20 protein-coding genes are annotated in these 24,751 nt (G+C 71.0%); 10 read left to right on the top strand and 10 right to left on the bottom strand.

Features of this window, described 5'->3' with window-relative positions:
* The first annotated feature begins 191 nt into the window (after positions 1-191).
* The 5 genes from OHB41_RS12605 to OHB41_RS12585 all read left to right on the top strand — a co-directional run bounded on the left by OHB41_RS12605 (position 192) and on the right by OHB41_RS12585 (position 8,676).
* Positions 192-1,097: a S1 family peptidase gene (locus OHB41_RS12605; RefSeq protein ID WP_266698032.1), complete on the top strand. Its 906-nt coding sequence runs from the start codon at positions 192-194 to the stop codon at positions 1,095-1,097.
* Positions 1,098-1,320: 223 nt separating this feature from the next.
* Positions 1,321-2,328: a slipin family protein gene (locus OHB41_RS12600; RefSeq protein WP_266705819.1), complete on the top strand. Its 1,008-nt coding sequence runs from the start codon at positions 1,321-1,323 to the stop codon at positions 2,326-2,328.
* Between the two features lie 278 nt (positions 2,329-2,606).
* Positions 2,607-3,689 (top strand): S1 family peptidase, encoded by a 1,083-nt coding sequence (locus OHB41_RS12595; RefSeq protein WP_266698031.1) that lies wholly within the window; start codon positions 2,607-2,609, stop codon positions 3,687-3,689.
* A gap of 464 nt (positions 3,690-4,153) precedes the next feature.
* Positions 4,154-7,642, top strand: a complete 3,489-nt coding sequence (locus OHB41_RS12590; protein WP_266698025.1) for a DNA polymerase III subunit alpha — start codon at positions 4,154-4,156, stop codon at positions 7,640-7,642.
* The gene (locus tag OHB41_RS12585; protein WP_266698024.1) at positions 7,639-8,676 is read left to right on the top strand and encodes a DNA polymerase Y family protein; all 1,038 of its coding nucleotides are present in this window, start codon (positions 7,639-7,641) and stop codon (positions 8,674-8,676) included. The genes OHB41_RS12590 and OHB41_RS12585 overlap by 4 nt, the downstream gene beginning before the upstream one ends.
* Before the next feature lie 525 nt (positions 8,677-9,201).
* Here OHB41_RS12585 and OHB41_RS12580 read toward each other — a convergent pair.
* Both OHB41_RS12580 and OHB41_RS12575 read right to left on the bottom strand, forming a co-directional pair.
* Positions 9,202-9,810 carry a DJ-1/PfpI family protein gene (locus tag OHB41_RS12580; RefSeq protein WP_266698022.1) on the bottom strand — a complete coding sequence of 203 codons (609 nt, stop codon included), beginning with the start codon at positions 9,808-9,810 and terminating at the stop codon, positions 9,202-9,204.
* Positions 9,811-10,014: 204 nt separating this feature from the next.
* The gene (locus OHB41_RS12575) at positions 10,015-10,389 is read right to left on the bottom strand and encodes a cupin domain-containing protein (RefSeq protein WP_266705817.1); all 375 of its coding nucleotides are present in this window, start codon (positions 10,387-10,389) and stop codon (positions 10,015-10,017) included.
* A 126-nt stretch (positions 10,390-10,515) separates the two neighbouring features.
* On the opposite strand from OHB41_RS12575, the gene OHB41_RS12570 reads away from it, so the two are divergent.
* Together OHB41_RS12570 and OHB41_RS12565 are read left to right on the top strand one after the other, a co-directional pair.
* Positions 10,516-10,962: a MarR family winged helix-turn-helix transcriptional regulator gene (locus tag OHB41_RS12570; protein WP_266698020.1), complete on the top strand. Its 447-nt coding sequence runs from the start codon at positions 10,516-10,518 to the stop codon at positions 10,960-10,962.
* A 171-nt stretch (positions 10,963-11,133) separates the two neighbouring features.
* Positions 11,134-11,991, top strand: a complete 858-nt coding sequence (locus OHB41_RS12565) for an esterase/lipase family protein (RefSeq protein WP_266698019.1) — start codon at positions 11,134-11,136, stop codon at positions 11,989-11,991.
* Positions 11,992-12,104: 113 nt separating this feature from the next.
* Here the strand turns inward: OHB41_RS12565 and OHB41_RS12560 are convergent, their stop codons facing one another.
* Both OHB41_RS12560 and OHB41_RS12555 read right to left on the bottom strand, forming a co-directional pair.
* Positions 12,105-13,190: a lytic polysaccharide monooxygenase auxiliary activity family 9 protein gene (locus OHB41_RS12560; RefSeq protein ID WP_266698017.1), complete on the bottom strand. Its 1,086-nt coding sequence runs from the start codon at positions 13,188-13,190 to the stop codon at positions 12,105-12,107.
* A gap of 269 nt (positions 13,191-13,459) precedes the next feature.
* A complete protein-coding gene (locus tag OHB41_RS12555; protein WP_266698016.1) occupies positions 13,460-13,684 on the bottom strand; it encodes a cold-shock protein in 225 nt (74 codons plus the stop codon).
* Positions 13,685-13,917: 233 nt separating this feature from the next.
* Between OHB41_RS12555 and OHB41_RS12550 the strand changes: the two genes are divergently transcribed.
* The gene (locus OHB41_RS12550) at positions 13,918-14,388 is read left to right on the top strand and encodes a GNAT family N-acetyltransferase (RefSeq protein WP_266698014.1); all 471 of its coding nucleotides are present in this window, start codon (positions 13,918-13,920) and stop codon (positions 14,386-14,388) included.
* A 34-nt stretch (positions 14,389-14,422) separates the two neighbouring features.
* Here OHB41_RS12550 and OHB41_RS12545 read toward each other — a convergent pair whose 3' ends face one another.
* The 3 genes from OHB41_RS12545 to OHB41_RS12535 all read right to left on the bottom strand — a co-directional run bounded on the left by OHB41_RS12545 (position 14,423) and on the right by OHB41_RS12535 (position 16,277).
* Entirely contained in the window at positions 14,423-14,557 is a 135-nt protein-coding gene (locus tag OHB41_RS12545; protein WP_266698013.1) for a hypothetical protein, read from the bottom strand.
* A 309-nt stretch (positions 14,558-14,866) separates the two neighbouring features.
* Complete coding sequence (locus OHB41_RS12540) at positions 14,867-15,367, bottom strand: ribonuclease FAU-1 family protein (protein WP_266698011.1); 501 nt, start codon at positions 15,365-15,367, stop codon at positions 14,867-14,869.
* Positions 15,348-16,277 carry a GNAT family N-acetyltransferase gene (locus tag OHB41_RS12535; RefSeq protein ID WP_266698009.1) on the bottom strand — a complete coding sequence of 310 codons (930 nt, stop codon included), beginning with the start codon at positions 16,275-16,277 and terminating at the stop codon, positions 15,348-15,350. Before OHB41_RS12535 ends, OHB41_RS12540 begins: the two co-directional genes overlap by 20 nt.
* A gap of 104 nt (positions 16,278-16,381) precedes the next feature.
* On the opposite strand from OHB41_RS12535, the gene OHB41_RS12530 reads away from it, so the two are divergent.
* Positions 16,382-16,756 (top strand): GntR family transcriptional regulator, encoded by a 375-nt coding sequence (locus tag OHB41_RS12530; protein ID WP_266698008.1) that lies wholly within the window; start codon positions 16,382-16,384, stop codon positions 16,754-16,756.
* Between the two features lie 567 nt (positions 16,757-17,323).
* On the opposite strand, the gene OHB41_RS12525 is transcribed toward OHB41_RS12530, so the two are convergent.
* The gene (locus OHB41_RS12525) at positions 17,324-18,418 is read right to left on the bottom strand and encodes a DUF5925 domain-containing protein (RefSeq protein ID WP_266698006.1); all 1,095 of its coding nucleotides are present in this window, start codon (positions 18,416-18,418) and stop codon (positions 17,324-17,326) included.
* Positions 18,419-18,634: 216 nt separating this feature from the next.
* Here OHB41_RS12525 and OHB41_RS12520 point away from each other — a divergent pair, with 216 nt between their 5' ends.
* A complete protein-coding gene (locus tag OHB41_RS12520) occupies positions 18,635-20,056 on the top strand; it encodes a GH39 family glycosyl hydrolase (protein ID WP_266705815.1) in 1,422 nt (473 codons plus the stop codon).
* A 33-nt stretch (positions 20,057-20,089) separates the two neighbouring features.
* Here OHB41_RS12520 and OHB41_RS12515 read toward each other — a convergent pair whose 3' ends face one another.
* Positions 20,090-23,935, bottom strand: coding sequence for a lipopolysaccharide biosynthesis protein (locus OHB41_RS12515; RefSeq protein WP_266698004.1), 3,846 nt, complete (start codon positions 23,933-23,935; stop codon positions 20,090-20,092).
* Positions 23,928-24,701, bottom strand: a complete 774-nt coding sequence (locus OHB41_RS12510) for a polysaccharide deacetylase family protein (protein ID WP_266705813.1) — start codon at positions 24,699-24,701, stop codon at positions 23,928-23,930. The genes OHB41_RS12515 and OHB41_RS12510 overlap by 8 nt, the downstream gene beginning before the upstream one ends.
* Positions 24,702-24,751 lie beyond the last annotated feature (50 nt).

Here is a 24,751-nt window from a genome sequence, read left to right as displayed (position 1 = left end):
TTGGCAGTACGCAAGTTGAACGCTGCACGGCCGAAAGGCGCCCTTGCGCCGGTCGGCCGTGCGGCCGAATACTCCCCCTCAGCGCTTGTCAGGGGCACGGCTTGTCCGGAATCCGGATGGGCGGCTCCCGGCTGCGCCTCACGGGCCCCGACCCCACGCGGGCCCCCTACTTCCCTCGGGAGGAACGAAAAGTGAGGATCAAGCGCACCACCCCCACTCCTCGCAGCGGCATAGCGAGACGCGTCAAACTGATGGCCGTGACCACCGGACTCGTGGCCGCGGCGGCGTTCGCCACCCCCACCGCGAACGCGGCCGACGTCCACACGTTCAGCGCCACCCAGCTGAGCACAGTGAACAAGTCGGTCCTCAACTCCGACATCGCGGGCACCGCCTGGGCGGTCGACGCCAAGACGAACCGTGTCGTCGTCACCGTCGACAGCACGGTCTCCCAGGCCGAGATCGCGAAGATCAAGAAGGACGCGGGCGGCAACTCGGCGGCCCTCACGATCAAGCACACCCCGGGCAAGTTCAAGAAGCTGATCACCGGCGGCGACGCCATCTACGGCGGCTCCTACCGCTGTTCGCTCGGATTCAACGTGCACAGCGGCAGCACCTACTACTTCCTGACCGCGGGCCACTGCGGTGAGGTCGCCTCCACCTGGTACTCCAACTCCGGTCACACCACCACGCTGGGCACGAACGTCAGCTACAGCTTCCCGACCAACGACTTCGCGCTGGTCCGCTACACGAACTCCTCGGTCGCCCACCCGAGCGCGGTCGGCAGCCAGACCATCACCAGCGCGGCCACGCCCAGCGTGGGCACGACCGTCTACCGCCGCGGCTCGACCACCGGCACGCACAGCGGCCGCGTCACCGCGCTGAACGCGACGGTCAACTACGGCGGCGGCGACGTGGTGTACCAGATGATCCAGACCACCGTCTGCGCCGAGGGCGGCGACAGCGGCGGTCCGCTCTACGGGGGTTCCGTCGCCTACGGTCTGACCTCCGGTGGCAGTGGCAACTGCACCTCCGGCGGTACGACCTTCTTCCAGCCGGTCACCGAGGCGCTGAGCTACTACGGCGTGAGCGTCGGCTGACCGACTGATTCCCCCCACGGCACACTCCCCCCACGGCACACCCCCACAGTGCCCCGCACGGCCAGACCTGCAGCCAGCAGAAGGCGAGCCCCCGTACGCAACCGGCGTGCGGGGGCTCGCCCTTGTTCCGGTAGCGGGGTTACCGTCGAGGTGAACCCGTGAGGCAGGCCTGACAGGGTCTGGCACACGCCTGATGCGCCACGTCGGACCCTGGGGGGCCGTGATGGTCGAGGAACTGGTGGCGGCGGGAGTCTCCGTCGCGTCGGTGGGCCTGGTCTATGTGATGGCCGGGGCCCGCGTGGTCAAACAGTACGAACGCGGAGTGGTGTTGCGCCTGGGCCGGCTGCGCTCGGAGGTGCGTGGACCCGGGTTCACGATGGTCGTGCCCTTCGTCGACAAGCTGCGCAAGGTCAATATGCAGATCGTCACGATGCCGGTGCCCGCGCAGGAGGGCATCACCCGGGACAACGTCACGGTGCGGGTGGACGCGGTCGTCTACTTCAAGGTGGTGGACGCGGCCGACGCGATCATCCAGGTGGAGGACTACCAGTTCGCGGTGTCGCAGATGGCGCAGACCTCGCTGCGTTCGATCATCGGCAAGAGCGACCTCGACGACCTGCTCTCCAACCGCGAGAAGCTCAACCAGGGCCTGGAGCTGATGATCGACAGCCCGGCCATGGGCTGGGGCGTGCAGATCGACCGGGTGGAGATCAAGGACGTGTCGCTGCCGGAGACGATGAAGCGGTCGATGGCCCGGCAGGCCGAGGCCGACCGCGAGCGGCGGGCCCGGGTCATCAACGCGGACGCGGAACTGCAGGCGTCGAAGAAGCTGGCGGAGGCCGCCGGGGTGATGTCCGAGCAGCCGGCCGCGTTGCAGCTGAGGCTGCTGCAGACGGTGGTGGCGGTGGCGGCGGAGAAGAACTCCACGCTCGTCCTGCCCTTCCCCGTCGAACTGCTGCGGTTCCTGGAGCGGGCCCAGCAGCCGGCCGCACCGGAACCGGCCGCACCGGCGCCGGTCGCCCCGGCACAGGGACCCGCACCGGTTCCGGTCGCACCGGCATCGGCATCGGCATCGCGACCGGAACCGATCGCACCGGAACCGATCGCACCCGATCCGATCGCACCGGAACCGGCGCCTCCCGCCGCCCAGCAATCGGTGCGGGAGCAACCGCAGCTTCCCGAAACCCTCTTGGAAGAGGGTCCCGAGAGGGCGAATTCAAGACAGGACTAGACCTCACAGGCCGCATTCCGACTCCTCGCACACAGTATTTGCAGTGGGAACTCGTGTGCTGTGACCACGCACGGTCAAGGTGTGCGGGGCGCGGGGCTGTTGCCGTATGCGCGTCCTGAAGTCGACCTTGTGTGCTCCCTGTGCGCCTCGGAATAGTGGGCGGCGAACAACGGGCATGGACACGGCATTTTGCTGTGAGCCGGGTGTGTGTCCGTACGCCTTCCGGTCCTGGAGGTCCCCACAACCTCCCTGACCGACCCCCCACAGGAGGACGTGACTTGAAGCACCGACGCATACCCGCGAGGCGTGCCGTCATGGCGGGTGCGGGCATCGCCGCACTCGTCGCAGCCGGAGCCACTTTCCAGACTGCGAACGCGAGCGAGACGGCGAAGGCCCCCGCACCGCACACGCTGTCGATCGCGGCGGCCGGAAAGCTCGCCTCGACCCTCGGCGAGGATCTCGGCGCCGACGCGGCGGGAACGTATTACGACGCGAAGTCCCGGCACCTCGTCGTCAACGTGCTCGACGAGACCGCGGCCAAGGCCGTGACGTCGGCCGGCGCCCGGGCCAGAGTCGTCGAGAACTCCCTCGCCGAGCTCAAGAGCGCCCGTACGACGCTCAAGAGCGACGCGACCATCCCGGGCACGTCCTGGGCGACCGACCCGCAGACCAACAAGGTCGTCGTCACCGCGGACCGTACGGTCTCCAAGGCCGAATGGGCCAAGCTGGCCGAGGTCGTCGACTCACTCGGATCCAAGGCCGAACTCCAGCGGACCAAGGGGGAGTTCAAGCCCTTCATCGCGGGCGGTGACGCCATCACCGGCTCCGGCGGCCGCTGCTCGCTCGGCTTCAACGTCGTGAAGGGCGGCCAGCCGTACTTCATCACCGCCGGCCACTGCACCGAGGCGATCTCCACCTGGTCGGACTCCAGCGGCAACCAGATCGGCACGAACGAGCAGTCCAGCTTCCCGGACAACGACTTCGGTCTGGTCAAGTACACCGCGAGCACCGAGCACCCGAGCGCCGTCGACCTCTACAACGGTTCCTCGCAGCCCATCACCAAGGCGGCCGAGGCGACCGTCGGCGAGAAGGTCACCCGCAGCGGTTCGACGACCCAGGTGCACAGCGGCACGGTCACCGGCCTGGACGCCACCGTGAACTACGGCAACGGGGACATCGTCAACGGGCTCATCCAGACCGATGTCTGCGCCGAGCCCGGTGACAGCGGCGGTTCGCTCTTCGACGGCGACAGCGCCATCGGCCTCACTTCCGGCGGCAGCGGCGACTGCACCTCGGGCGGCGAGACCTTCTTCCAGCCGGTCACCGAGGCGCTCTCGGCGTTCGGCGCCCAGATCGGCTGACCGTTCGCCCGCTTCTCCGACAGAGGCCCCGTCCCCGCACCGCGGGGGGGCGGGGCCTCTGCCGTTCGCGCTCCCACGAGCAGGGCTCTCTCGCCGACCCCGAGGACGCCCCCGGCATCGTCACCGTCCGCTTCCCCGGACCGCGCCCCGTCGGCACGGGAGCGTCGTACCGATGTCACGGAGAGTGCCGTCTATGTCGCACACCGGCACCGCCCGCCCTTCCCGGACCGTCGAACGGTGGCGTATGGAGCGCTTCGCGGGGGTGTTTTTCCCCAACTGCGCCGCCCTGCTGGGGAGGTGACGGGGCGGTGCCTGTTCCGGCCGCCGCTCCGCTCGCCAAAGAATCGCTGATGTGTTCGAATCTAATCGCTGACCGGGGCTGATGGGGCTAGAGTAATCGAACGAGCGTACGATGAAGATATCGGGCGTATGGCCGAAAAGGGGTGGAGTGATGGAGGTGCGGCATGGCGGGCTTCGCCCATCTGCACGTCGCGTCCGGTTACTCCATCCGCTACGGCGCCGCCCATCCCGAGCAGCTCGTCCGGCGGGCGGCCGAGCGAGGCATGACGGCGCTCGCGCTCACCGACCGGGACACGGTCACCGGCGCCGTCCGGTTCGCTCGGGCCTGCGCCGAAGCGGGGGTGCGGCCGGTCTTCGGTGTCGACCTGGCGGTGGAGGCCCTGGCGCCCCCGCCACCCGCTCAGCGCCACCGCACTCCGGCGCGCGGCGGCGCCCACGTGATCGAACCGTCTCTGCGGTTCGTGCTGCTCGCGCAGAACCGGGCCGGATGGGCGCGGCTGTGCCGCATCACCTCGGCCGCCCATGCCGGTGCCGGGTCCGGCACGCCGCCGGTGGTGCCATGGGAGGCGCTGCGCGAGCACGGCGGCCCCGGACTGACGGTGCTGCTCGGGCCGCTCTCGGAGCCGGTCCGGGCGCTGGCGGTGGGCAGGGAGGACGTCGCGATGAAGCTGCTGGCGCCCTGGAAGGAGATCTTCGGGAGGGAGGTCCGATTGGAAGTCGTTGCGCAGAAACGTTTCGGCACGGGTCCGGGATCGCTGCGCCTGGCCGCCCGCACCCTCACCCTGGCCGACCGCACCCGTACCACCGCCGTGCTCTCCAACGCCGTCCGCTACGCCGACCCCGACCAGCACCGCCTCGCCGACGTCCTGGACGCGGCCCGGCTGCTGCGGCCGATCGACCGGCGCCGCCTGGACAGCGGGCAGCGCTGGCTCAAGGACGAGCGGGCGATGACGGTCGTCGCGCGCATGGTCGCCGAATGCGCCGGAGCGGACGTCCGGCGGGCCCGCCGGCTGATGGCGGACACCGCCGACACCGCGGCCACGTGCACCATCGATCCCCGAGCGGATCTCGGGCTGGGCGTCCCGCACTTCCCGGAGCCGTCGATCTTCGGCGCCGAACCCGGCGCGCGAGGAGCCGCTGAACTGCTGCGCAGGCAGTGCGAGGCCGGCCTGGCCCGGCGGGGCCTCGACCACGACCGGGCGGTGCTCGACCGGCTGGACGAGGAGCTCGACGTGATCTCCCGGCTGAACTACGACTCGTACTTCCTCGCCGTCGGCCAGGTCGTGGCCGACATCCGGGCCAAGGGCATCCGGGTCGCGGCCCGCGGCTCGGGCGCCGGGTCGATGGTCTGCCACGCGCTGGACATCGCGACGGCCAACCCGCTCGACCACCGCCTGCTGTTCGAACGCTTCCTCAGTGTGCGCAGGGCCTCCCTGCCCGACATCGACATCGACGTGGAGTCCGCCCGTCGGCTGGAGTGCTACGACGTGATCTTCGAACGGTTCGGCAAGGAACGGGTGGCGGTCACCGCCATGCCCGAGACCTACCGGGCACGCCGGGCCCTGCGGGACACCGGCCTCGCCCTCGGGATCGCGCCCGCGGACGTCGACCGGATCGCCAAGAGCTTCCCGCACCTGCGGGCCGCGGACATCACCGGTGCGCTCGCCGAACTGCCCGAACTGCGCCGGCTGGCGGCGGATGCGCACCGCTACGGGCCTCTGTGGGAGCTCGCGGAAGGCCTCGACTCCCTGGTCCACGGCATGGCCATGCACCCCTGCGGCGTGGTCATCAGCGACGCGACGCTACTGGACCGCCTGCCCGTACAACCCACCCCCCAGGGCGACTACCCGATGGCGATGGCGGCCAAGGAGGAGGTCGAGGCGCTGGGCAATATCAAACTGGACGTCCTGGGCGTCCGGATGCTGTCCTCGATGGCCCACGCCGTCACCGAGATCGAACGGACCACCGGTAACCGCATCGAGCTGGACGACCCGCGGCAGGTGCCCCTCGACGACGTCTTCGCGTTCAAGCTCATCCAGGAGAGCCAGACGCTGGGCCTGTTCCAGCTGGAGTCACCCGGCCAGCAGGACCTGCTGTCCCGCCTCCAGCCCCGTGATCCGCAGGACGTCATCGCCGACATCAGCCTCTTCCGTCCCGGACCGGTCGCCGGCGGCATGCCCGAGCGCTACATCGCCGCCCGCCACGGCGGCACGCCGGCCTACGCCCACCCGGACCTGGAGCCGGTGCTCGCCGACACCTACGGCGTGACCATCTGGCACGAGCAGATCATCGAGACGCTGTCGGTGATGACCGGCTGCGACCGCGCGCTGGCCGAGATCGCCCGGCGGGCGCTCGGCGACAAGGAGCGGCTGCCGAAGATCAAGGACTGGTTCCACGGTCTGGCACGCGCACGCGGATACAGTGCGGCCGTCCGGGACGAGGTCTGGAAGACCGTCGAGGCCTTCGGCGCGTACGGCTTCTGCCGCGCCCACGCGGTCGCCTTCGCCGTACCCGCCCTGCAGAGTGCCTGGCTCAAGGCCCACTATCCGGCGTTCCTGCTGGCCGGTCTGCTCGAACACGACCCCGGCATGTGGCCCAAGCGCGTCCTGGTCTCCGACGCCCGCCGGCGCGGTGTGCCGATCCTGCCCGTCGACATCAACCACTCCAAGGTGAAGCACACCGTGGAGAAGGCAGACGGAGATCAGTGGGGCGTACGGCTCGCGCTGTCCGCGGTGCACGGCATCAGCGAGGACGAGTGCGCGCGGATCGAGGAGGGCCAGCCGTACGGATCCCTGTCGGACTTCTGGCAGCGGGCCCGTCCCGGCAGACCCGTCGCCGAACGCCTCGCCGGGATCGGCGCCCTTGACTGCCTGCACGACGGCCGCCTCACGCGCCGCGACCTGCTGCTGCAGATCGCCGAACTCCACCGGCAGTCCCGTAACCGGACCGCGGGCTCGGGCCAACTGCCCATCGACACGGGCGCGGTCGGGGGAGCGGAGCCGAGCGGCCTGCCGGAGATGACGGGACGCGAGGCCCTGAGCGCCGAGTTGAGCACCCTCGGCATCGACGTCTCCAGGCATCTGATGGAGCATCACCACCGGCTGCTGCGGGAGATCGGCGCGACCGACGCGGCGCACCTGGCCGGGCTGCGCGCCGGTCAGCAGGTCCTGGTCGCCGGCGTCCGCGCCTCCACCCAGACCCCGCCGATCGCCAGCGGCAAGCGTGTCATCTTCGTCACCCTGGAGGACGGCTCCGGCCTGGTCGACCTGGCGTTCTTCGAGGACTCCCACCCCGCCTGCGCGTACACCGTCTTCCACAGCGGGCTGCTGCTGGTGCGCGGCACGGTCCAGGTGCGCGGCACCCGCCGTACCGTCGTCGGCACCATGGCCTGGGACCTGGACGAGATCGCCGCCGCCCGCCGCGACAACGGACCCGAGGCCGCACTCGCCCTCCTCGGCGCCGGCCATCCGCACCCGACCCCCGCCCAGCCGGTCCGGGGGCGGCCGCAGCCGGTGCCCGCCCCGCCGCGGCGCACCTTGGCGAACGGCACCACGGGCGCTCGGCTGCACCCGTACGCCGACCTGCAGCCCGCCGGCACCCGCTCGGCCGACCTGAAGAAGTTCGGCCACCGAAGCCCCGGGAGTGCGGGATGAACGGGATGAACCCGACAAGCAGGGCGACCGCCCGTCAGCGGCACATCGCCCACCTCCACCTGCACGCCTCACTGACCGAGGATCGGTATGCCGACATAATCGAACTGGTGTCCGGAATCACGCCGCACGTCCAGCCCGTTCCGCCCGACGCCGTCCAGCTCGACCTGACATCGGCGCTCCGGTACTTCGATCTGTCCCCCTACGACGTGGTCCAGCTGGCGAAGATCAGGCTGAAGGCCCTCTACGACATCGACAGCAGCGCCGGCCTGGCGAACAACCGGATGCTGGCGGCCATGGCGGCCGACGCGTCCGCACCGGGTGACACCACCTGGATCCGTGACGGGCAGGCCGCGGCCTGGCTGGGCCCCCGCCCGGTCACCGCGCTGCCAGGGATCGGCCGCGCCACGGCGGACACGCTCAACGGATACGGACTGCACACCATCGGCCAGGTCGCCGACATCCCCGCGGCGACCCTGCAGCGGCTGCTCGGAGCCGGCTCGGCCCGACTGCTGGCCGAACGTGCCCGCGGACGTGATCCCCGCCCGGTCACCCCGACGGCACCAGCGGCCTACCTGACAGCCGACCTCGTGCTCGACCGGGACTGCCTCGATCCGGCGCAACATCACCGAGCCGTCCTGGGACTCGCCGACCGGATCGGTCAGCGCCTGCGCGCCGAACGCCAGGTCGCCGGCCGGGTCACTCTCACGGTGCGGTACGCCGACCGCAGTTCCACCACGCGCTCACGTACGTCGACGGAACCCACCAACCACTCACCGGCTCTCGCCACGACCGCCCTGGGCCTGTTGACCGCCCTGGGGCTGCAGCGAGCGCGAGTCCGCGCCTTCGCGCTCCGCGCCGACGACCTGCTGCCGGCCGGTGGCGCCTACCGCCAGCTCTCCTTGGACCCGGGTGACACCCGGGCCCGCGCCACCGAGGCCGCCGCGGACCGGGCCCGCCGCCGTTTCGGGGCGGAAGCGGTACGGCCTGCCACCCTGGCCACCGCTTCCACCCGCAGAACCTCGACCCATCAATAGCCCCGGTCGTCTCCGTACCCTGGGTGGCGACCTGAAGAGCTTCGTTGTCTCGGCACCTCCGGGGTGACATGAGGACGAGGGTGAGATGGACGATCCATCTTGGTTCGGCCATATGCGGAGGACGCGCTGAAAGTTGGTCGAGAGGCTCATTGGCGGGACAGGGAGAAGCGGCCGACGAGCCGCCGACGGATCGGCGCCTGGTCTGGTCCCGGCACTCGAGCAGGTGGTCACCGAAGCCTGTGCGAGTCTCGGGTTCCGGCTGCTTCTCCGGGTCATGAAGGCATACTTCGTGGCCGTCGACGAGAGCCGCCGCAAAGCCTTCAACGCTCTCGGCGAGCCCCTCGGCCACCCGGAGTTCCTCGTGGCCCACAACCTCAACATCGGCCCGTGGAGCAGGGCAGCGTCGGCTGATGAACGACACGCTGAGGGCACCCCTGTCACAGGGGTGCCCTCAGCGCTGTGCAAGCCCCCTCAGGGGGGGCGGCCGTTGCCACCGTCGGCGTCCACAAGGCCGGTCGAGGGCCGTCAGTGCAGTGCGGCCTCGCCCGCGTGGACGGCGCGCAGGGCGCGTTCGACCGTCTCCTGGTTCTCGCCGACCGGAGCCACGTAGTCGAGGACACCGCGCGCGGCGTCCTCCCCGAGCGTGCGGGTGATCACCCACGTGGCCAGATACTGGGACGCCAGGCAGCCACCCGCCGTGGCGATGTTGCCCTCGGCGTGGAACGGAGCGTCCAGCACGGTGACGTCGCACGCCTCGACGAAGGGCCGGCTCTTCACGTCCGTGCACACCGGCATGCCACCCAGCAACCCGAGCCGGGCCAGCACCAGCGCGCCGGAGCACTGTGCCCCGATCAGCTGTCGCGACGGGTCGAGCCGGAGCCTGGAGATCAGCCGGTCGTCGGCGACCACGTCCCGCGCCTTCACCCCGCTGCCGATCAGCACGACGTCGGCCTCGGTCACGAACTCCATCGGGCGTTGCCCGGTCACCTCGACGCCGTTCATCGAGGTGACCATCGGCGTCGGCGTGGTGATGAAGGCTTCGAGGCCCTCCTTGCGGCACCGGTTGATCAGTGCGGAAGCGATGAAGCTGTCGAGCTCGTTGAACCCGTCGAAAGTGACCACGGCTACCTGCATCGCAACTCCTCCAAGCGCGGTGTCGGAGCGCCAGTGTCCCTGGCCCCGTCTTCCGGCTCGCGGGCCAATCGGCGGCAGGTGGCATGCCTGCCGCCGACCTTCGGCCCGGTGGGCGTGGGTGGGGTTCGGGCCGTAGGCGACCGTGCCCCTCGACGCCGGCCGCGCAGACCGCCGACGGCGACTCGAACCGAACCGCCCACCGGGTCAGTTGGCCCAGGGCGGAGTGATGACCGAGCCGTCGGCCAGCTCCGCCCGGAGGCCGATGGACGTGGTGACCCAGGAGGTCGCGGTCCGACCGGTCGGGTTCTCGACGCCGAAGGCCGTGCCGGGGTTGATGATCACCGTGTCGCCCGCGGTGATCCGCTCGGCGCGGCCGTCGAGCGTGATCAGCAGCTCCCCGGTGAGGAGATGGAAGATCTCCTCACGGTTGACCGTGTGTACAGGGGCCTTCGTCCCGGCGGGGATCTCGCCCCGCCAGGCGCACAGCTCCTTGCTGCCGCTGAGGGGGGTGGCGTAGGAGACGAAACGGGCGCCGTGGATCTCGTGGACGACGGCGTCGGACGGGTGGACGACGGGCATGGCTGGCCTCCGTGGCGTGTGGATGAGCAGGGTGAATATGGTCAAGCAGCTTGACTATATGGTCAAGGTGCTTGACCGCATAGTCAAGTCACTTGACCGATGGGCGGGGAGTGTTTCAATGCTTCCGTGCAGAACTCCGAGGCCATGGCCCTGTCCGCCGCCCTGCTCGCCGTCGCCGGTGAGCTGACGCAGCGCATCCACGCGGGTGTCGTCGCCCGCGGGTTCGAGGGGCTGCGGCCCGCGCACGGCTTCGCGTTCACACGGCTCGCTCCGGACGGCGCGACGGTCACCGACCTCGCGGCGCACCTCGGGGTCACCAAGCAGGCCGCGAGCCAGCTCGTCGACGAACTGGTGCGCAAGGGGTACGTGGAACGGCACCCGCACCCCGATGACGCGCGCGCCCGCCTGATCGTGCTGACCGAGCGCGGCTGGGCCTGCACGCGTGCCGCGGAGGAGTCGGCGGCGGAGGCCGTCCGGCCGTGGGTCGAGCTGCTCGGAGAGGGTGAAGTGGGCGTGTTGCGGGAGCGTTTGCTGCGGATCGCGCCCTACGGTCCGATCAGGCCTGCCTGGTGACGGTGCGACGGCGCATAGCAGCACGGCCGACTACCAGTGGAAGTTTTTACTGACGCGTAACTTCACAGTTGGGCTACTCACTCGTAACTTGACGAGTGAACAGCATCCTCGTGATCCGGATCACAGGGCGTACGCCGCCGTCACTCCCTTGAGCCGCAAGGAGATCACCCGATGCTGCCCTGGAAGCGCCTGCTCAGACCCCTCGTCGCACTGCTGCTGGCCGCCGCCGTCGCGGTCGTCCCCGCCGCCACCGCCCACGCCGCCGCGCCGAGCAGCGGCTGGAACGACTACTCCTGCCGCCCCTCCGCCGGCCATCCCCGCCCCGTAGTTCTCGTCCACGGCACCTTCGCGAACTCCGTGGACAACTGGCTGTCCTTCGCGCCCTACCTGGTGGCCCGCGGGTACTGCGTCTACTCGCTCGACTACGGGCAGCTCCCGGGCGTCCCGATCTTCAACGCCCTGGGCCCCATCGACAAGTCGGCCGGACAGCTCCAGGTCTTCGTCGACAAAGTGCTCGCCGCGACCGGTGCCGCCAAGGCCGATCTCGTCGGCCACTCGCAGGGCGGCATGATGCCCCGCTACTACCTCAAGTTCCTCGGCGGAGCGGCCAAGGTGAACACCTTCGTCGGCATCGCGCCCGACAACCACGGCACCACCCTCGACGGCCTCACCAAGCTGCTGCCGTACTTCCCCGGCGCCGAGGACCTGCTGTCCGCGGCCACGCCCGCGCTCGCGGACCAGATCGCCGGGTCCGCGTTCCTGACCAAGCTCAACGCCGGCGGCGACACCGTTCCGGGCGTCCACTACACGGTGATCGCCACCAGGTACGACGAGGTGGTCACTCCCTACCGCTCGCAGTTCCTCACCGGATCCGACGTCCACAACGTGCTGCTGCAGGACCTGTGCCCGGTCGACATCTCCGAGCACGCGGCGATCGGCCTCCTCGACCGGATCGCCTTCCACGAAGCGGCGAACGCCCTCGATCCCGCGCACGCCACCACCACCAACTGCGCCTCGGTGTTCAGCTGATCCATGACCGGCTGACGGGTCCTGTCCGGCCTGAGCCGCCGGACAGGACCCGGGGTCCTTCCCGCCCGATACGAGAAGGAGCAGGCGGGTGCGGTCCACCGCCTGTCACGGCCCTAGCGGCCGTGCCGGCCACCGTTCACCGCGCGGCGGCGCACCGAGGCGAACAGCGCCGCCGCGCCCAGCGCCAGCGCGCTCGCCCCACCGATCGCGAGGTACGGGGTGTTGGAGTCGCCACCGGTCTCGGCGAGGTCCTCCGAGGCACCGGTCGTCTCGGGCCGATCGGCCGAAGCGGCGGAGGCGCCGGACGCGTCCGAGCCGCCGGACGTGCCGGAGGCGGCGGAACCCGCGGCCGGAGTGGCCGTACCGTCGTGGTGGTCGTGCCGCACCGTCGACTTGTCGGCACCGTCGGCGATCTGTTCCTCGGACGGAGCGGAGGCGACCGGCGCGGGCGCGCTCGTCGCGGGGGAGACGCCGCCCCCCGTGCCGCCGCTCCCCGGACCATCACCGGCGGAACCACTGCTGCCGGAGCCGCCGCCCGAACCGGTGTTGCCCGAACCGCCGCTTCCGCCGAAGGCGACGTCGGAGCAGGAGTAGAAGGCCTCCGGACTGTCCGAGCGCTGCCAGACCGCGTAGAGGAGCTGCTTGCCGGAGCGCTTCGGCAGGGTGCCGGAGAAGGTGTAGTAGCCGTTCACCGCGGCGGGGTCGGTCTGCGTGGCCACCGGGTGCGCCAGATCCAGATCCCTCCAGGCCAGCGGCTTCGACGGGTCGTAACCTTCCTTGGTGAGATAGACGTTGAACGTGCCCTTGTGCGGGGCGGTCACGCGGTACCTGAAGGTGTACGCGCCGGCGCTCACGGCCGTCGCGGGCCAGTCGGGGCGGGCCAGGTCCAGGCCCTTGAACTCGTCGTCGCCCGCGCTGCACAGCTTCCCGTCGGGAACGCGCTGCTGGTGACGGCCGTTCGCGTCGCCGATCCGGATGCCGTTCCAGTCGTACAGCGCCTGGGTGCCGCCCGCCGCGACGGCCGCCTTGCAGGCGGCGGACCGGGGACTCTCGGGCCCCTCCGCGTAGCACTGGAAGACCCGGCTGACGGGGTCTCCCATCGAACCGTGCGCCGAGGCGGGCGCGGCGGCGAGCGCGGTCAGGGCGAGCGGGGCGACACCGATGGCGGCGAGGCTGGCGGCCTTTCGGCGACCGGACATGGGGGAGCTCCTCGATCGAACGGTCCTGAGCGGGCGAACAGCCCTGAGTACGTGGGGTTGATCAGCAAGCTAGCCCCAAGAAACCGTGAAATCGCCTGCTGGAGGCGGGTGCGGGAGATCCTTATGGCCGCGTTAAGGCGGGGCTAACGGAGGGCTCAGGGTGGGGGGTTGGGGAGGGCCGTCTCACCTGCGCCGGAGCGCCGCACCGCCCGTGGTCGTCCACGGCCGTCCGTCGTGGCATGCGTGGGTCGAGATCGATCGTGTGGATGTCAGGCGGACCGAGGCACGATGTTCACTGCCCGGTAGTCGTACCCGTCTTGCTTGAAGCCAGGGGCTTCCCACTGGAGGTCCACCCGCTGACCCGGCGACAGCGTGCGGAACCCTTCCATCTGGATGTTCGAGAAGTGGCCCCAGCAACCGCCGGGTGTCTCGGGGGAGTCGAGCACGCCCCACCCTTCCTCGTCGCGCCACTCGCGGACAGTCGCCGTCACCATGGGCCGAACCCTACGGGTCCCTCAGCGCCGGCATACCGGGAACCTCGGCTCGGGACGCCTGGGCGCGCGATCACCAGGAGTTCTGAGCGCGGTGCTCCGCCCGTGACCGGCGGAGCACCGTCGGTGCAGCTCAGGGTCGGCCACCGGGAATAGAGGCCGCCGATCGGGCGCACACCGTTCGGGCACGTAAACGTTCGGGCAGGTAAACGGTTCGGGCAGGTAGCGTTCGGGTCGTGGCAGACGCTTCGAACGAACCGGGGATCCGTCGCGCCGTCGCTTCGGACGTGGGCGCGGTGAAGGCCGTGACCGACGCGGCGTACCACCCCTACATCGCGCGCATCGGGGTGGTGCCGCAGCCCATGGAGGCGGACCACGCGGCGAACGTGGCCGCGGGGCGGGTGTTCGTCACCGGCGGTCCCGGGGAGGGCGTGGCCGGCCTCGTGGTGGTCGAGGCGCACGAGGACCATCTGTACCTCGACAGCATCGCCGTCCGTCCCGACGCCCGGGGGAAGGGCGTCGGCCGACGGCTGCTGGCGTTCGTGGAAGCCCATGCGCGGGAGCTCGGGCTGCCCGAGGTCAGGCTCTTCACGAACGCGATGATGTGGGAGAACCGGAAGATCTATCCGAAGTACGGCTACGAGGTCGTCGGGCGTCGCGTGGACGGGCCGTACGACCGTGTCCACTACCGCAAGCGGCTCGTCTGACGGCTCGCGTTCCGCAGGCCGGTGCCGGGGCGGCTCACTCGTCCGGCCACCACGTGCGGTGGATGTCCTTCCGCACTTCGGGGCGCTCGGCCGGACGTTCGTCCGCCCTGTCCCGGGCACGACGGGAGTCCGACCTGGTCAGGGGCTTCTGCACGGTCACACGGCGCATGGCTGCCTCCTTGCGTCTACCCGATTCCGTCGTTTTACGGAGGTAGACCCTTTCGGGGAGAGTTCCTCATCGGTCGCGATCTGTCTGTGGCGAGTGTCACGATTGACTGTCAGTGGCCGGTGTCACTCCGGGTCGCTCCGCGGGTTACGGCGACATGAATTCAGGTCGGAGCGGCGTCGATCACCGTGGAAAGAGGAACCACGTACAGCGTGGGGTAATTCCCCGTGCCGAACCCGCCGCCGGTGACGCAGCGTGCCTTTCCGGTGACTCGGAGACGGTGTCCGCCCGGTGCGCGTGGTCGGACGCCGCCTAGTCGAGCAGGGCCTCGAAGTCGCCCCGGCGGGCCAGGAGCTCGAGGGTGTCGAGGGCGGCGAGCGCGGCGGCCGCTGCCGCCGGATCGCTGGTCGCGAGGCCGCTCGCCGCGAACTCGTCCTCGTCCAGGCGCCGTACGTCCGTGCCGTCCGCGGAGCGCCACAGGTCCAGGTCGAGGTCCTCGACGACCAGTTCGCCGCCCGAGACGGTGGCCGGACGGGTGATGTCGCAGTACCAGCCCTTGCGCACCCCCCGCGCGTCACGGACCTCCTTCACCGCGTACCAGCGGTCCCGCCAGTAGTGCTCGGTGAGGACGTCACCCGGCTCGAACCGTACGAACCCGAAGTCACGGACGCCGACGGCCGCCCACGGCGCGCGGACGGTGACCCGGGTGCCGTCGTCGTGGAGCAGCTCGGCCGGGTAACGGATCTTCGTGCGGCCGGACTTGACGAGGACCACCTCCAGACGGTGGAGGCCGTCAGCCCAGTTCGCGGACATGGCGCACCTCCGTGCCGCAGATCTCGTACCCGAACCACTTGTTGATCGCGATCATCGGCCCGTTGCCGCTGTCGTTGCCGGTGAACGCCTCGGTGCAGCCGGCGGCGCGGGCGCGGTGCAGGGAGTCGTTCTTGGCGAGTTTGGCGAGACCGCGACCGCGGAAGGCGGCGGCGGTGCCCGTCATCACGGTGCCGTAGCGGGTGCCGCCGTCCGTGCGGGCCGCGCTGAAGGCGGCCGGCCGGCCGTCGACGAGTGCGACCGTGGTCAGTTCGGCACGGAACAGGGGGTGGTGCCAGGTCTCCCGCAGCCAGGCCTGGTAGTCCGTGAACTCGTGCGGGATGTCACCGGGTTCGTCGGTCGACGTCTCCGCGTCCAGGGCGAACAGCGGGCGCGGGTCGTCGGCGAAGTCCGATGCCGCGCGCAGTTCCACGCCCGGCGGCGGGTCCTGACGCGGCGGCAGGGCGCCGCCCGACAGGTCCAGGCGGAGGAAGTGGGCGGAGCGGCTGGCGCGGTAGCCGTGCCGCTCGGCGAACGCCCGGTTGTCCGGCTCGTCCAGGACCCAGGCGAAGAGCCTGGTCGCGCCCAGGGCCGCGAGGTGCCTCTCGGCGGCCCGCACCAGGAGTGAGCCCGCGCCCCGGCCCGTACGGTCCGGGTCGACGTACACGTTGAGATAGCCCTGGCCCGGCTCCGGGCTGTCGTACGCCATGCCGACCTGGGCCGTGCCGACCACCTCGCCGTCCACTTCGGCGACCAGCGGGCGGTAGTGGGCGTCGGGGTGCGCGTGGGTGACGTCGTACGCGAGGGAGTCGGGGGTGTACAGCACGTAGGGGAGCGCCCGGTTGCGGACACGGGCGAAGCCCTCGGTCCGCCGCCGGTCGTCGGGGCGGAGGTCGTCCACGATCACAGTCATGGACGCGCACGCTACGCGCGGGGCGGCTCCGGCCACCTCTCATTTTTTCCGCTGCCTCCGTTCCGGTGCCTCCCATCACCCCGCGGATACGGGACAATCGCCGCGTGACGCTGAAGATCCACATCGATGAGGGGGCCGCGCCCTACGAGCAGGTGCGCGCCCAGATCTCCGGGCAGGTCCGTTCCGGGGCGCTGCCGGTCGGCTACAAGCTGCCCACGGTACGGGGGCTGGCCGAGGAGCTGGGCCTCGCCGCGAACACGGTCGCCAAGGCGTACCGGGCGCTGGAGTCGGACGGGGTGATCGAGACGCGGGGCCGCAACGGCACGTTCGTGGCCGCCGCCGGTTCGGCGGCCGAGCGTGAGGCCGCGTCGGCCGCGCAGGCGTACGCCGAGCGCGTGCGGCGCCTCGCGCTGACCGAGTCCGCCGCGCTCGACGCCGTACGGGATGCCCTGCGGGCGGCCTACGACGAGGGGGCCTAGAGGGCATACGTCCCTCGACACCCCGCGCCCTCCGGTGCCAGGGGATGCGCTTCTCGGAGGCGACGGGCTCTCCGCGGGCCCGGCGCTCTCGGTAGGCTCGGACGCTCTCCTCACACCCAGGCGCCCTGGGTGTTCCCGGCGTTCGGGAGACGGATGACTTGGCGCTCCGGGTGCTCTCGGCGTCCGGAAGCCTGATGCCCCAGGCGTCCTGGGTGGTCTCGGTGTGCGGGAGTCGGATGTCGTGACGTCCTGGGTGGTCTCGGTGTGCGGAAGCCTGATGCCCCAGGGGTCCTGGGTGGTCTCGGTGTGCGGGAGTCGGATGCCCCAGGCGTCCTGGGTGGTCTCGGTGTGCGGGAGTCGGATGTCGTGACGTCCTGGGTGGTCTCGGTGTGCGGGAGCCGGATGCCGCGGCGTCCCGGATGCCCTCGGCGTCCCGAACCGGACGCCCTGGTGCCAAGCGTGCTCCTGCCATCCCGGGTACCCCGGCGTTCGGGAAACCCGGGCGTCCGGGATGACCCCCGGGCGCCCGACACCCCCCGCTGTCCCGGACGTACGGCCCCCGGAGCCCTACAAATACAGCCCCGCGTCCGCGCCGTCCCGTGGGTCGGGGACCGAGGTCGGGGTGGTGCCCCGGCGGAGCGCGTACAGCTCGGCCAGGGTGGCGCCCTCGCGTGAGACGCCCTCCTCCGTGCCGAGCCAGCCGACGGCCTCGGAGCGGGTCAGCGGGCCGACCTCGATCCGGGCGAGGCAGCGGCCGGGGCGGACCACGGCGGGGTGCAGGCGCTCAAGGTCCTCGTTCGTCGTCACCCCCACCAGGACGTTGCGGCCCTGGCCGAGGAGACCGTCCGTGAGATTGAGCAGGCGCGAGAGGGCCTGGCCCGCGGTGTGCTTCGCCTCGCCGCGGATCAGTTCGTCGCAGTCCTCCAGCAGGAGCAGCCGCCAGCGGCCCTTGCCCGTGCCGTCCTCCTCGCCGATCGCGATGTCCATCAGATAGCCGACGTCGGAGAAGAGCCGCTCGGGGTCCAGGACGCAGTCCACCTGGCACCAGTCCCGCCAGGAGCGGGCCAGGGTCCGCAGCGCGGACGTCTTGCCGGTGCCGGGCGGGCCGTGCAGCAGCAGGAGCCTGCCCGCGATGTCCTCCGGGGTCGTCTTCATCAGGGTGTCCATCGCGTCGGCGACCGGGCCGGTGTAGTTCGGCCGGACCTCCTCCCACGTGCCCGCGGAGATCTGCCGCGTGGTGCGGTGCGGGCCGCGGCGCGGGGACACGTACCAGAAGCCCATCGTCACGTTCTCCGGCTGCGGTTCGGGTTCGTCCGCCGCGCCGTCCGTCGCCTGGTCGAGGACCTTCTCGGCCAGCTCGGCGCTGGTCGCGGTGACCGTGATGTCCGCGCCCCGGTTCCAGCGGGACACCAGGAGGGTCCAGCCGTCCCCCTCGGCCAGCGTCGCGCTGCGGTCGTCGTCGCGGGCGGAGCGCAGTACACGGGCACCCGGTGGGAGCAGGGTCGCCCCGGACCGTACCCGGTCGATGTTCGCCGCGTGCGAGTGAGGTTGCTCGCCCGTCGCGAAGCGGCCGAGGAACAGCGCGTCGACGACATCCGACGGCGAGTCGCTGTCGTCGACGTTGAGCCGGATCGGCAGTGCGTCGTGTGGGTTGGCAGACATGCCGCCATGATCCGTCACCAAGGGGACCCGCGCACGGGATTTCCGCAGCCTGTTGCCGGTGTTCCCCTGGACGCGCCCCAGTTCAGCCGCCTTCCGGCCGGACGACCGGGTGCCCTCCGCGGGGCCACGGGCGCCCGCACCCCCGGAAAATGTGGCAATCCTGTGCGTCGACAAGCCCTGTCCGGCGGCCGATCCGCGCCGTTACTGTTGCCCATGATGGGACGTCATGGGTGGAATTCGGGGGCACAGCGGTGGCGGCTGACCGCGCTGCTCGGCGTGGGCGTGGCCGCTCTGGCCCTGGTGGTGACCCTGCTGAACACCTTGCCGGGGGACGGCGCGAGCACCGCGGGCACGACCCGCGACGGGGACAAGGTGCACGGCACACCGGCCACCCCGCCCGGGACGCCGCAGCCGGCGGTGGGCTGGGGCTTCACCCACACCCAGTTCAGCGCCGACGAGGGCAGCGACGCGGCCACCGAGCGCGTCGAGGGGCTGCTGAAGAAGCCGTCGCTGCCGCAGAACCAGCACATCATGGGCTGGGGCGCCGGCAATCCCGAGCCCTCAAAGGGCCGCTACGACTTCACCGAGATGGACCGCCGCATCGACTTCGTCCGCGGGTCCGGCGGCACGCCGGTCGTCACCCTGTGCTGCTCGCCCGACTGGATGAAGGGCGGCAGGCCCGGCGCGAACCACACGAACTGGAGCCAGGCGTCCCTGGAGACCGCGCCCGACCGCGCCCACTACAAGGACTACGCCGAGCTCGCCGCGACCGTCGCCAGGCGCTATCCGGACGTACGCCACTTCATCGTCTGGAACGAGTTCAAGGGCTTCTGGAACAACGCCGAGGCCCGCTGGGACTACGAGGGCTACACGGAGCTCTACAACCTGGTGTACAAGGCGCTGAAGAAGGTCGACAAGGACATCATGGTCGGCGGGCCCTATCTCGTCATGGACAGCTTCGACCCGCGCCAGAAGGAGAACGCGTCCACGACCGTGAAGGGCACCTGGGGCGCCATGGACCAGCGTGTCCTCGACGCGTTCGACTACTGGAACAAGCACAAGGCGGGCGCCGACTTCGTCGTCGTGGACGGCTCCAGCTACACCAAGGACGACGAACTGCTGCCCGACGAGTTCGCGGCCACCGAGAAGCTCACGGCCGTCGGCGACTGGGTGCGCGCGCGGACGCACGGCCTGCCGCTGTGGTGGGCCGAGTACTACGTCGAACCGGCCGACGGCAACGACGACCGCAAGGGCTGGTCCGAGACCCACCGCGTCGCCGTCCAGGCCGCCGGGATGATCGCGATGGCCCGCGGCGGTGCCACCTCCGGTTTCTACTGGAACCCGGAGGAGGAGAAGGGCCCCGGCTGCGCGGGCTGCCTGTGGACACCGACCGACGGTGCCGACGGGGGCGCGGCACTGCCCGTGCTCGACCTGGTCTCCCGCTTCAGTGAGGCGTTCGGACCGGGGGCCAGGTACGAGACGGTGTCCGTCGCCGCCGACGACGTGCCCAACGTGCGTGTCCTCGCCACCGACAAGGCCGTCCTCGTGGTGAACACCAAGGACCGGCCGATCAGCGCGCAGGTCGACGGCCGGAGGTTCGCCATGGGGGCGTACGGGGTGAAGTGGCTCACCCGGTGAGCCACTTCACCCCGTGGACCCCCTTCCGTCCCGTCACTTCATGGTCACGAAACGCTGCACCAGCGAGGCCAGCAACACCGCCAGCAGCGGCAGCGAGAACCAGAAGCTGCTCTGCAGCCACCGCAACTGCCGCACGCCCGGACGCACCGCGACCCGGACGATCTCCCGCGCGGTCAGCATCACGATGAGCGCCACGGCCGCGAGGGCGCCGACGACCGACCACGGCGTCCAGGTCACCTGCGGACCGATCGGCCCGGGATCGGCCTTCGGGACGCTCCCCGCGGGCTGCTCGCGCAGCGTGTACACCGTCGCGTCGCCGTTGACGAGGACCTTCCTGAGGTCCTGCCGGTCGTCGAGGCTGCGGATGAGCCGTGCGGGCCAGGTCGCCGAGTAGCCGACGTCCATCTGGAGGTAGACCACCTGACTGCGGTTGATCATGAGGTACGAGTTCGGGCCCGCGTCCTTGAGGGACTTGACCAGACCCGCCACCAGGACCGGATCGGTCGGCGCCAGCGTGGGCACGTACTGGACCTTCTCCATGTCCTTCGTGCCCCACGGCATCGCGGGCGTCACGTTGTTCACGGTGTCATTGCTCAGCCACAACAGCCGGACGGTCGGGTCGTCGTGCGCGTACACGTACTTCATGGCCGCGACCTCGCCCGGCCGGATCCGCTCGAACGACTCGTTGCCCCAGCGGGCCACCAGGAAGCCGCCCATCAGGAGCAGGCCCGCCACGAGGGCGGCGAGCGGTGCGAGGCTCGCCCGGTCCTTCTCCCGCTCCTTCGCGGTGACACCGGTGCGCGGGAACAGGGCGAGCCCGGCGAGCAGCGCCGCTCCCGGCAGGGCGAACATGAAGACGCGCAGCGCCATTTCGCCGCCGTACGACTGCATGCCGAAACCGAGGAACGGCACGAAGGTGAGGACCAGCAGCGACCGCTCGCGGTACTTGTGGTCGCGCCGCCGCCACCAGCCCCAGCAGGCGAAGGCCATCACACCGCCGGCCAGCAGTACGCGCGCGTAGAGGACGAGTTTGTGGGTCGAACTGCCGCCCTGGATACGACCGGAGACGGACGTCGACACATTGCTGCCGACCCCTCCGACCCCGCCGAACAGTTCGTTGAAGTGCCCGGACCAGTACGGCTCGGCCATGAAGCCGATCCAGACGGAGACCACCACCGCGAACAGGATGGGCAGGCCGCGCAGTTCGGAGCGGCCGACGAGGACGAGGACCGCGAGCACCCCCAGCATCACGAACGGGGTGAGCTGATGGGCCGGGACGCTCGCCGCGAACAGGCCGATCAGCACCATGAGCAGCACGGCCCGCTGACGCCGGTCGGTCGGCTCGACCTCCGCCTCGCCCGGCCGCGCCTTCGTCCAGAGCACGCGCGGTGCCCGGAACCACACCAGGAGGACCGCCACGAAGGCGAGGTAGAGCAGATAGGTGAAGCCCTGCGGGGAGAAGTAGTCCTGGCCGACCCAGCCGCTCAGGACGAAGATCCAGATTCCGGTCCACTTGGCGCGCCAGCTCGCCCGCAGTGAGCGTACGAGCAGGAACATCGGTGCCAGGTAGAGGAGTTGTATGGTCAGCGGCCACCAGCGGATCACCTCGGTGAGGTCGCCGACACCGCAGGCCCTGGCGACGAACGCGGCCGCCGCGAAGAAGCCGGGCCAGCTCCAGCGCGCGTCTAGGTCCGGCACGGCCGACCCGGTCCGGTCGATGTAGTCGAGGAACCCGAGGTGCTGCCAGGCCGTCGCGAACCGCGGTTCGGTCTCGATCACCGCGGGCAGCGCGTGCAGCGACACCACGGTGGCGAGCAGGGTGACGAGCAGCAGTCCCTTGTGCTCGCCGTTCAGCCAGAGCAGCGAGGCGAAGACCGTGATCAGCAGGGCGGCGCCCACGAGGGTGGGCAGCGGCAGGACGGAGATGAGGCCGAGGCCGCCCATCCGGTCCAGGGAGGCGTCGTCGAGGCCGAGTGCCGGGACCCAGTAGAGGAGCAGGGCGGAGACCAGCAGACAGGCGAGTGCGACGCCGGGTTTGGACGGGTGGCGCAGACGGTCGAGCAGCGACGGCGGCGGGGTGGCGCTGTCCGCCGGGTACGGGTCGTCCTGGACCGGTCGTGGCGTGTCCGGCGTCGCCGGAGGCGTGCTGTCCGCGCTGCCCTCCGCCTCGAAGGGGCCGTCGACCTCCGGAGCCTGTGCCGGGCCCAGGGACGCCTCGGAGCCCGGCTCGCGGGACTCGACCGGCAGTCCCACCGGCGTCGGCAGGTGCTGTGGACGCAACGCCCAGGTCGGACGCTGGTCCGGGCGCGCCGTGGGCGTTCCGCTGGGCGGAGTGCCCGGCCCCGGGCGTACGTCCGGGCGGCGCTCCTGGTGGTCGAAGTCGACGTGGACGCCGAGGGCGAGGGTGTCGGAGTCGAGGGCCCAGGCGGGCCGCTTCGGCTCGCTGGGCTCGGCCGCGGGTACGTCGCGCGCGCCGAGGTCGGCGAGGTCGCCGTCCGGCGCCGCGCCCTGCGGCAGTTCGGCGGGCGGCGCGTGCCGCACGATCTTGAGCAGTCTGGGCGCCGCGATCGACACGATCACCGCGAGGCTGGAGATCTCCGCGACGCCCGCGCCCGTCAGCCCCATGCGGGGCAGCAGGATCACCGTCAGGCCGAGCACGAGGACGCACAGCAGGCCCTGCAGATAGGCGAGCCCGGAGGTGCGGCTCTGCGCGCGCAGCACCGCGAAGTAGGTCTCCATGACGACCCGCAGCAGCGCGCCGACCGCGAACCAGCGCAGCAGCGGAGTCGCCGCGTGCGCGTATCCCTCACCGAAGACGTGCAGGATGAACGGCGCGCCGAGGAACAGCAGTCCGCACACCGGCAGCATGATCCGGGCCATCCGCTTGAGCGCGGCCCGGGTGTTCGCCGCGAGCCGCGCCGGGTCGTGCGAACCCTCGACGGTCAGCGAGGCGCCCATGTTGATGGCGAGCAGGTTGACCGTGCCGCCGATCGTCGTGGTGATGTAGAAGTACGCGTTGTCGGAGGAGCTGACCTGCGAGGCGACGATCACCGGGACGAGGTAGACCACGGCGAGCGAGAACAGCGAGCCGGTGTAGTCGCCCGCGAGGAAGCGGCCGATCTCCCTGAGGGAGGGCGGCTTGGCACGGTCCTCGGTCGCCTTGATGTGCCGGGGCACCAGGCGCCGGAAGACCAGCAGTCCGAGCGGCACGACCGACAGGGCGATCGCGGCGACCCAGGAGACGAAGACACCGCTGGTCGGGATCGCGGCGGCGAGGCCGATGAGCAGCACCAGCTTGACCGCGGAGAACACGGTGTTGCCCACCGGCACCCACAGCGCGCTGCGCAGCCCGGTCAGCACGCCGTCCTGCAGGGTCAGCAGCGACCAGGCGATGACCGCGAGGACGAATCCGAGGCCGGTGAGGGGTCCGTGCAGGAAGCGGTACGAGGGACCCCAGAGGTTCAGGGTGAGCAGGAAGACGCCGGCGGCCAGTGCCACGACCACCGAACTGCCCGCGTACGTGCGGAAGATGAGGCGTCCGGTGGAGCGCCCGGCGACGGGGATGAAGCGGGCCAGGGCACCCGTCAGGGTCACCGCGGTCACGCCGGCGAGGAGCTTCATCGCGGCGATCGCCGCGGATCCCTGGCCGACCGCCGAGTCGGTGTAGTAGCGGGCGGCGATCAGCCAGTATCCGAGCCCGAGCACCGCGGAGATACCGGTGTTGAGCATCAGGGCGTAGGCGTTGCGGAACAGCTGGTTGCCGCCGCCTCCGCCGCCCTTGCGGCCCCGGCCGGGCAGGCGGAGCCGGCGCCCCGGCCGCGGTTCGGACGTGTCGGTCGTGGGTGAGGAAGCCTGTGCTGTGGTCGTCGTGTCAGACACGGGAACGGATGGCCTTCCGGCGGACCTGTCGTGCTCTTCGGACGATGGCGTACCCCTTGGTCAGGGCGCGGTCCCGGGCGAAGGCGCGGGCGATCGCACGGCCCTCGACGAGCCGCTCGAACTCCTCGACACCGGTGCCGCGGCGCACGGTGACGCGTTCCAGGGCGTACGGGCCCTGCCGTCGCCGCGCCAGGGCGTTGCCGACGGCGAGGGACTGGGCGAATCCCGCATCCCGCACCGCGCGGCGCACCCGGCGGCTGGAGTAGCCGTAGGGGTACGCGAACGAGCCGGGCAGGGCGCCCAGTTCGTCGGCGACGATCTCCCGGCAGCGCCGCACCTCGAACCGGAGCGCGTCGTCGTCGATCTGGTCCAGCTGCGGGTGCGTGTGGCTGTGCCCGCCGATCTCGACCTGTCCGGCGGCGAGTTCGCGCACCTGGTCCCAGTTCAGCATCGTGTCGAGGCCGCCCCCGGTGTCGTACGCGCCGCGCAGCCAGCCCGTCGAGACGAACAGTGTGGAGGCGAAACCGTGCTTGGCGAGCACGGGCAGCGCGTGCCGGTGCACGCCCTCGTATCCGTCGTCGAAGGTGATCAGGACGGGCCGGGCGGGCAGGGCGGCGCCGAAGCGCCACCCCGCCGCCAGCTCGGCCGTGCCGACCGGGGTGAATCCGCGATCCCCGAGCAGCGCCATCTGCTCGGCGAACGCCTCGGGCGCGACGGACAGGGCGCGCGTCGCGTCGTTGGGTGCGGCGGCGATCGAGTGGTACATGAGGATGGGTACGGGGGAGTCGCTCACGGGGCGCCGCCTTCCGCGCGGGC

The organism is Streptomyces sp. NBC_01571 (assembly GCF_026339875.1).
Lineage (GTDB): Bacteria > Actinomycetota > Actinomycetes > Streptomycetales > Streptomycetaceae > Streptomyces.
Note: the sequence above shows the minus strand (reverse complement) of the source record. Positions and strands in the feature narration are given on the sequence as shown.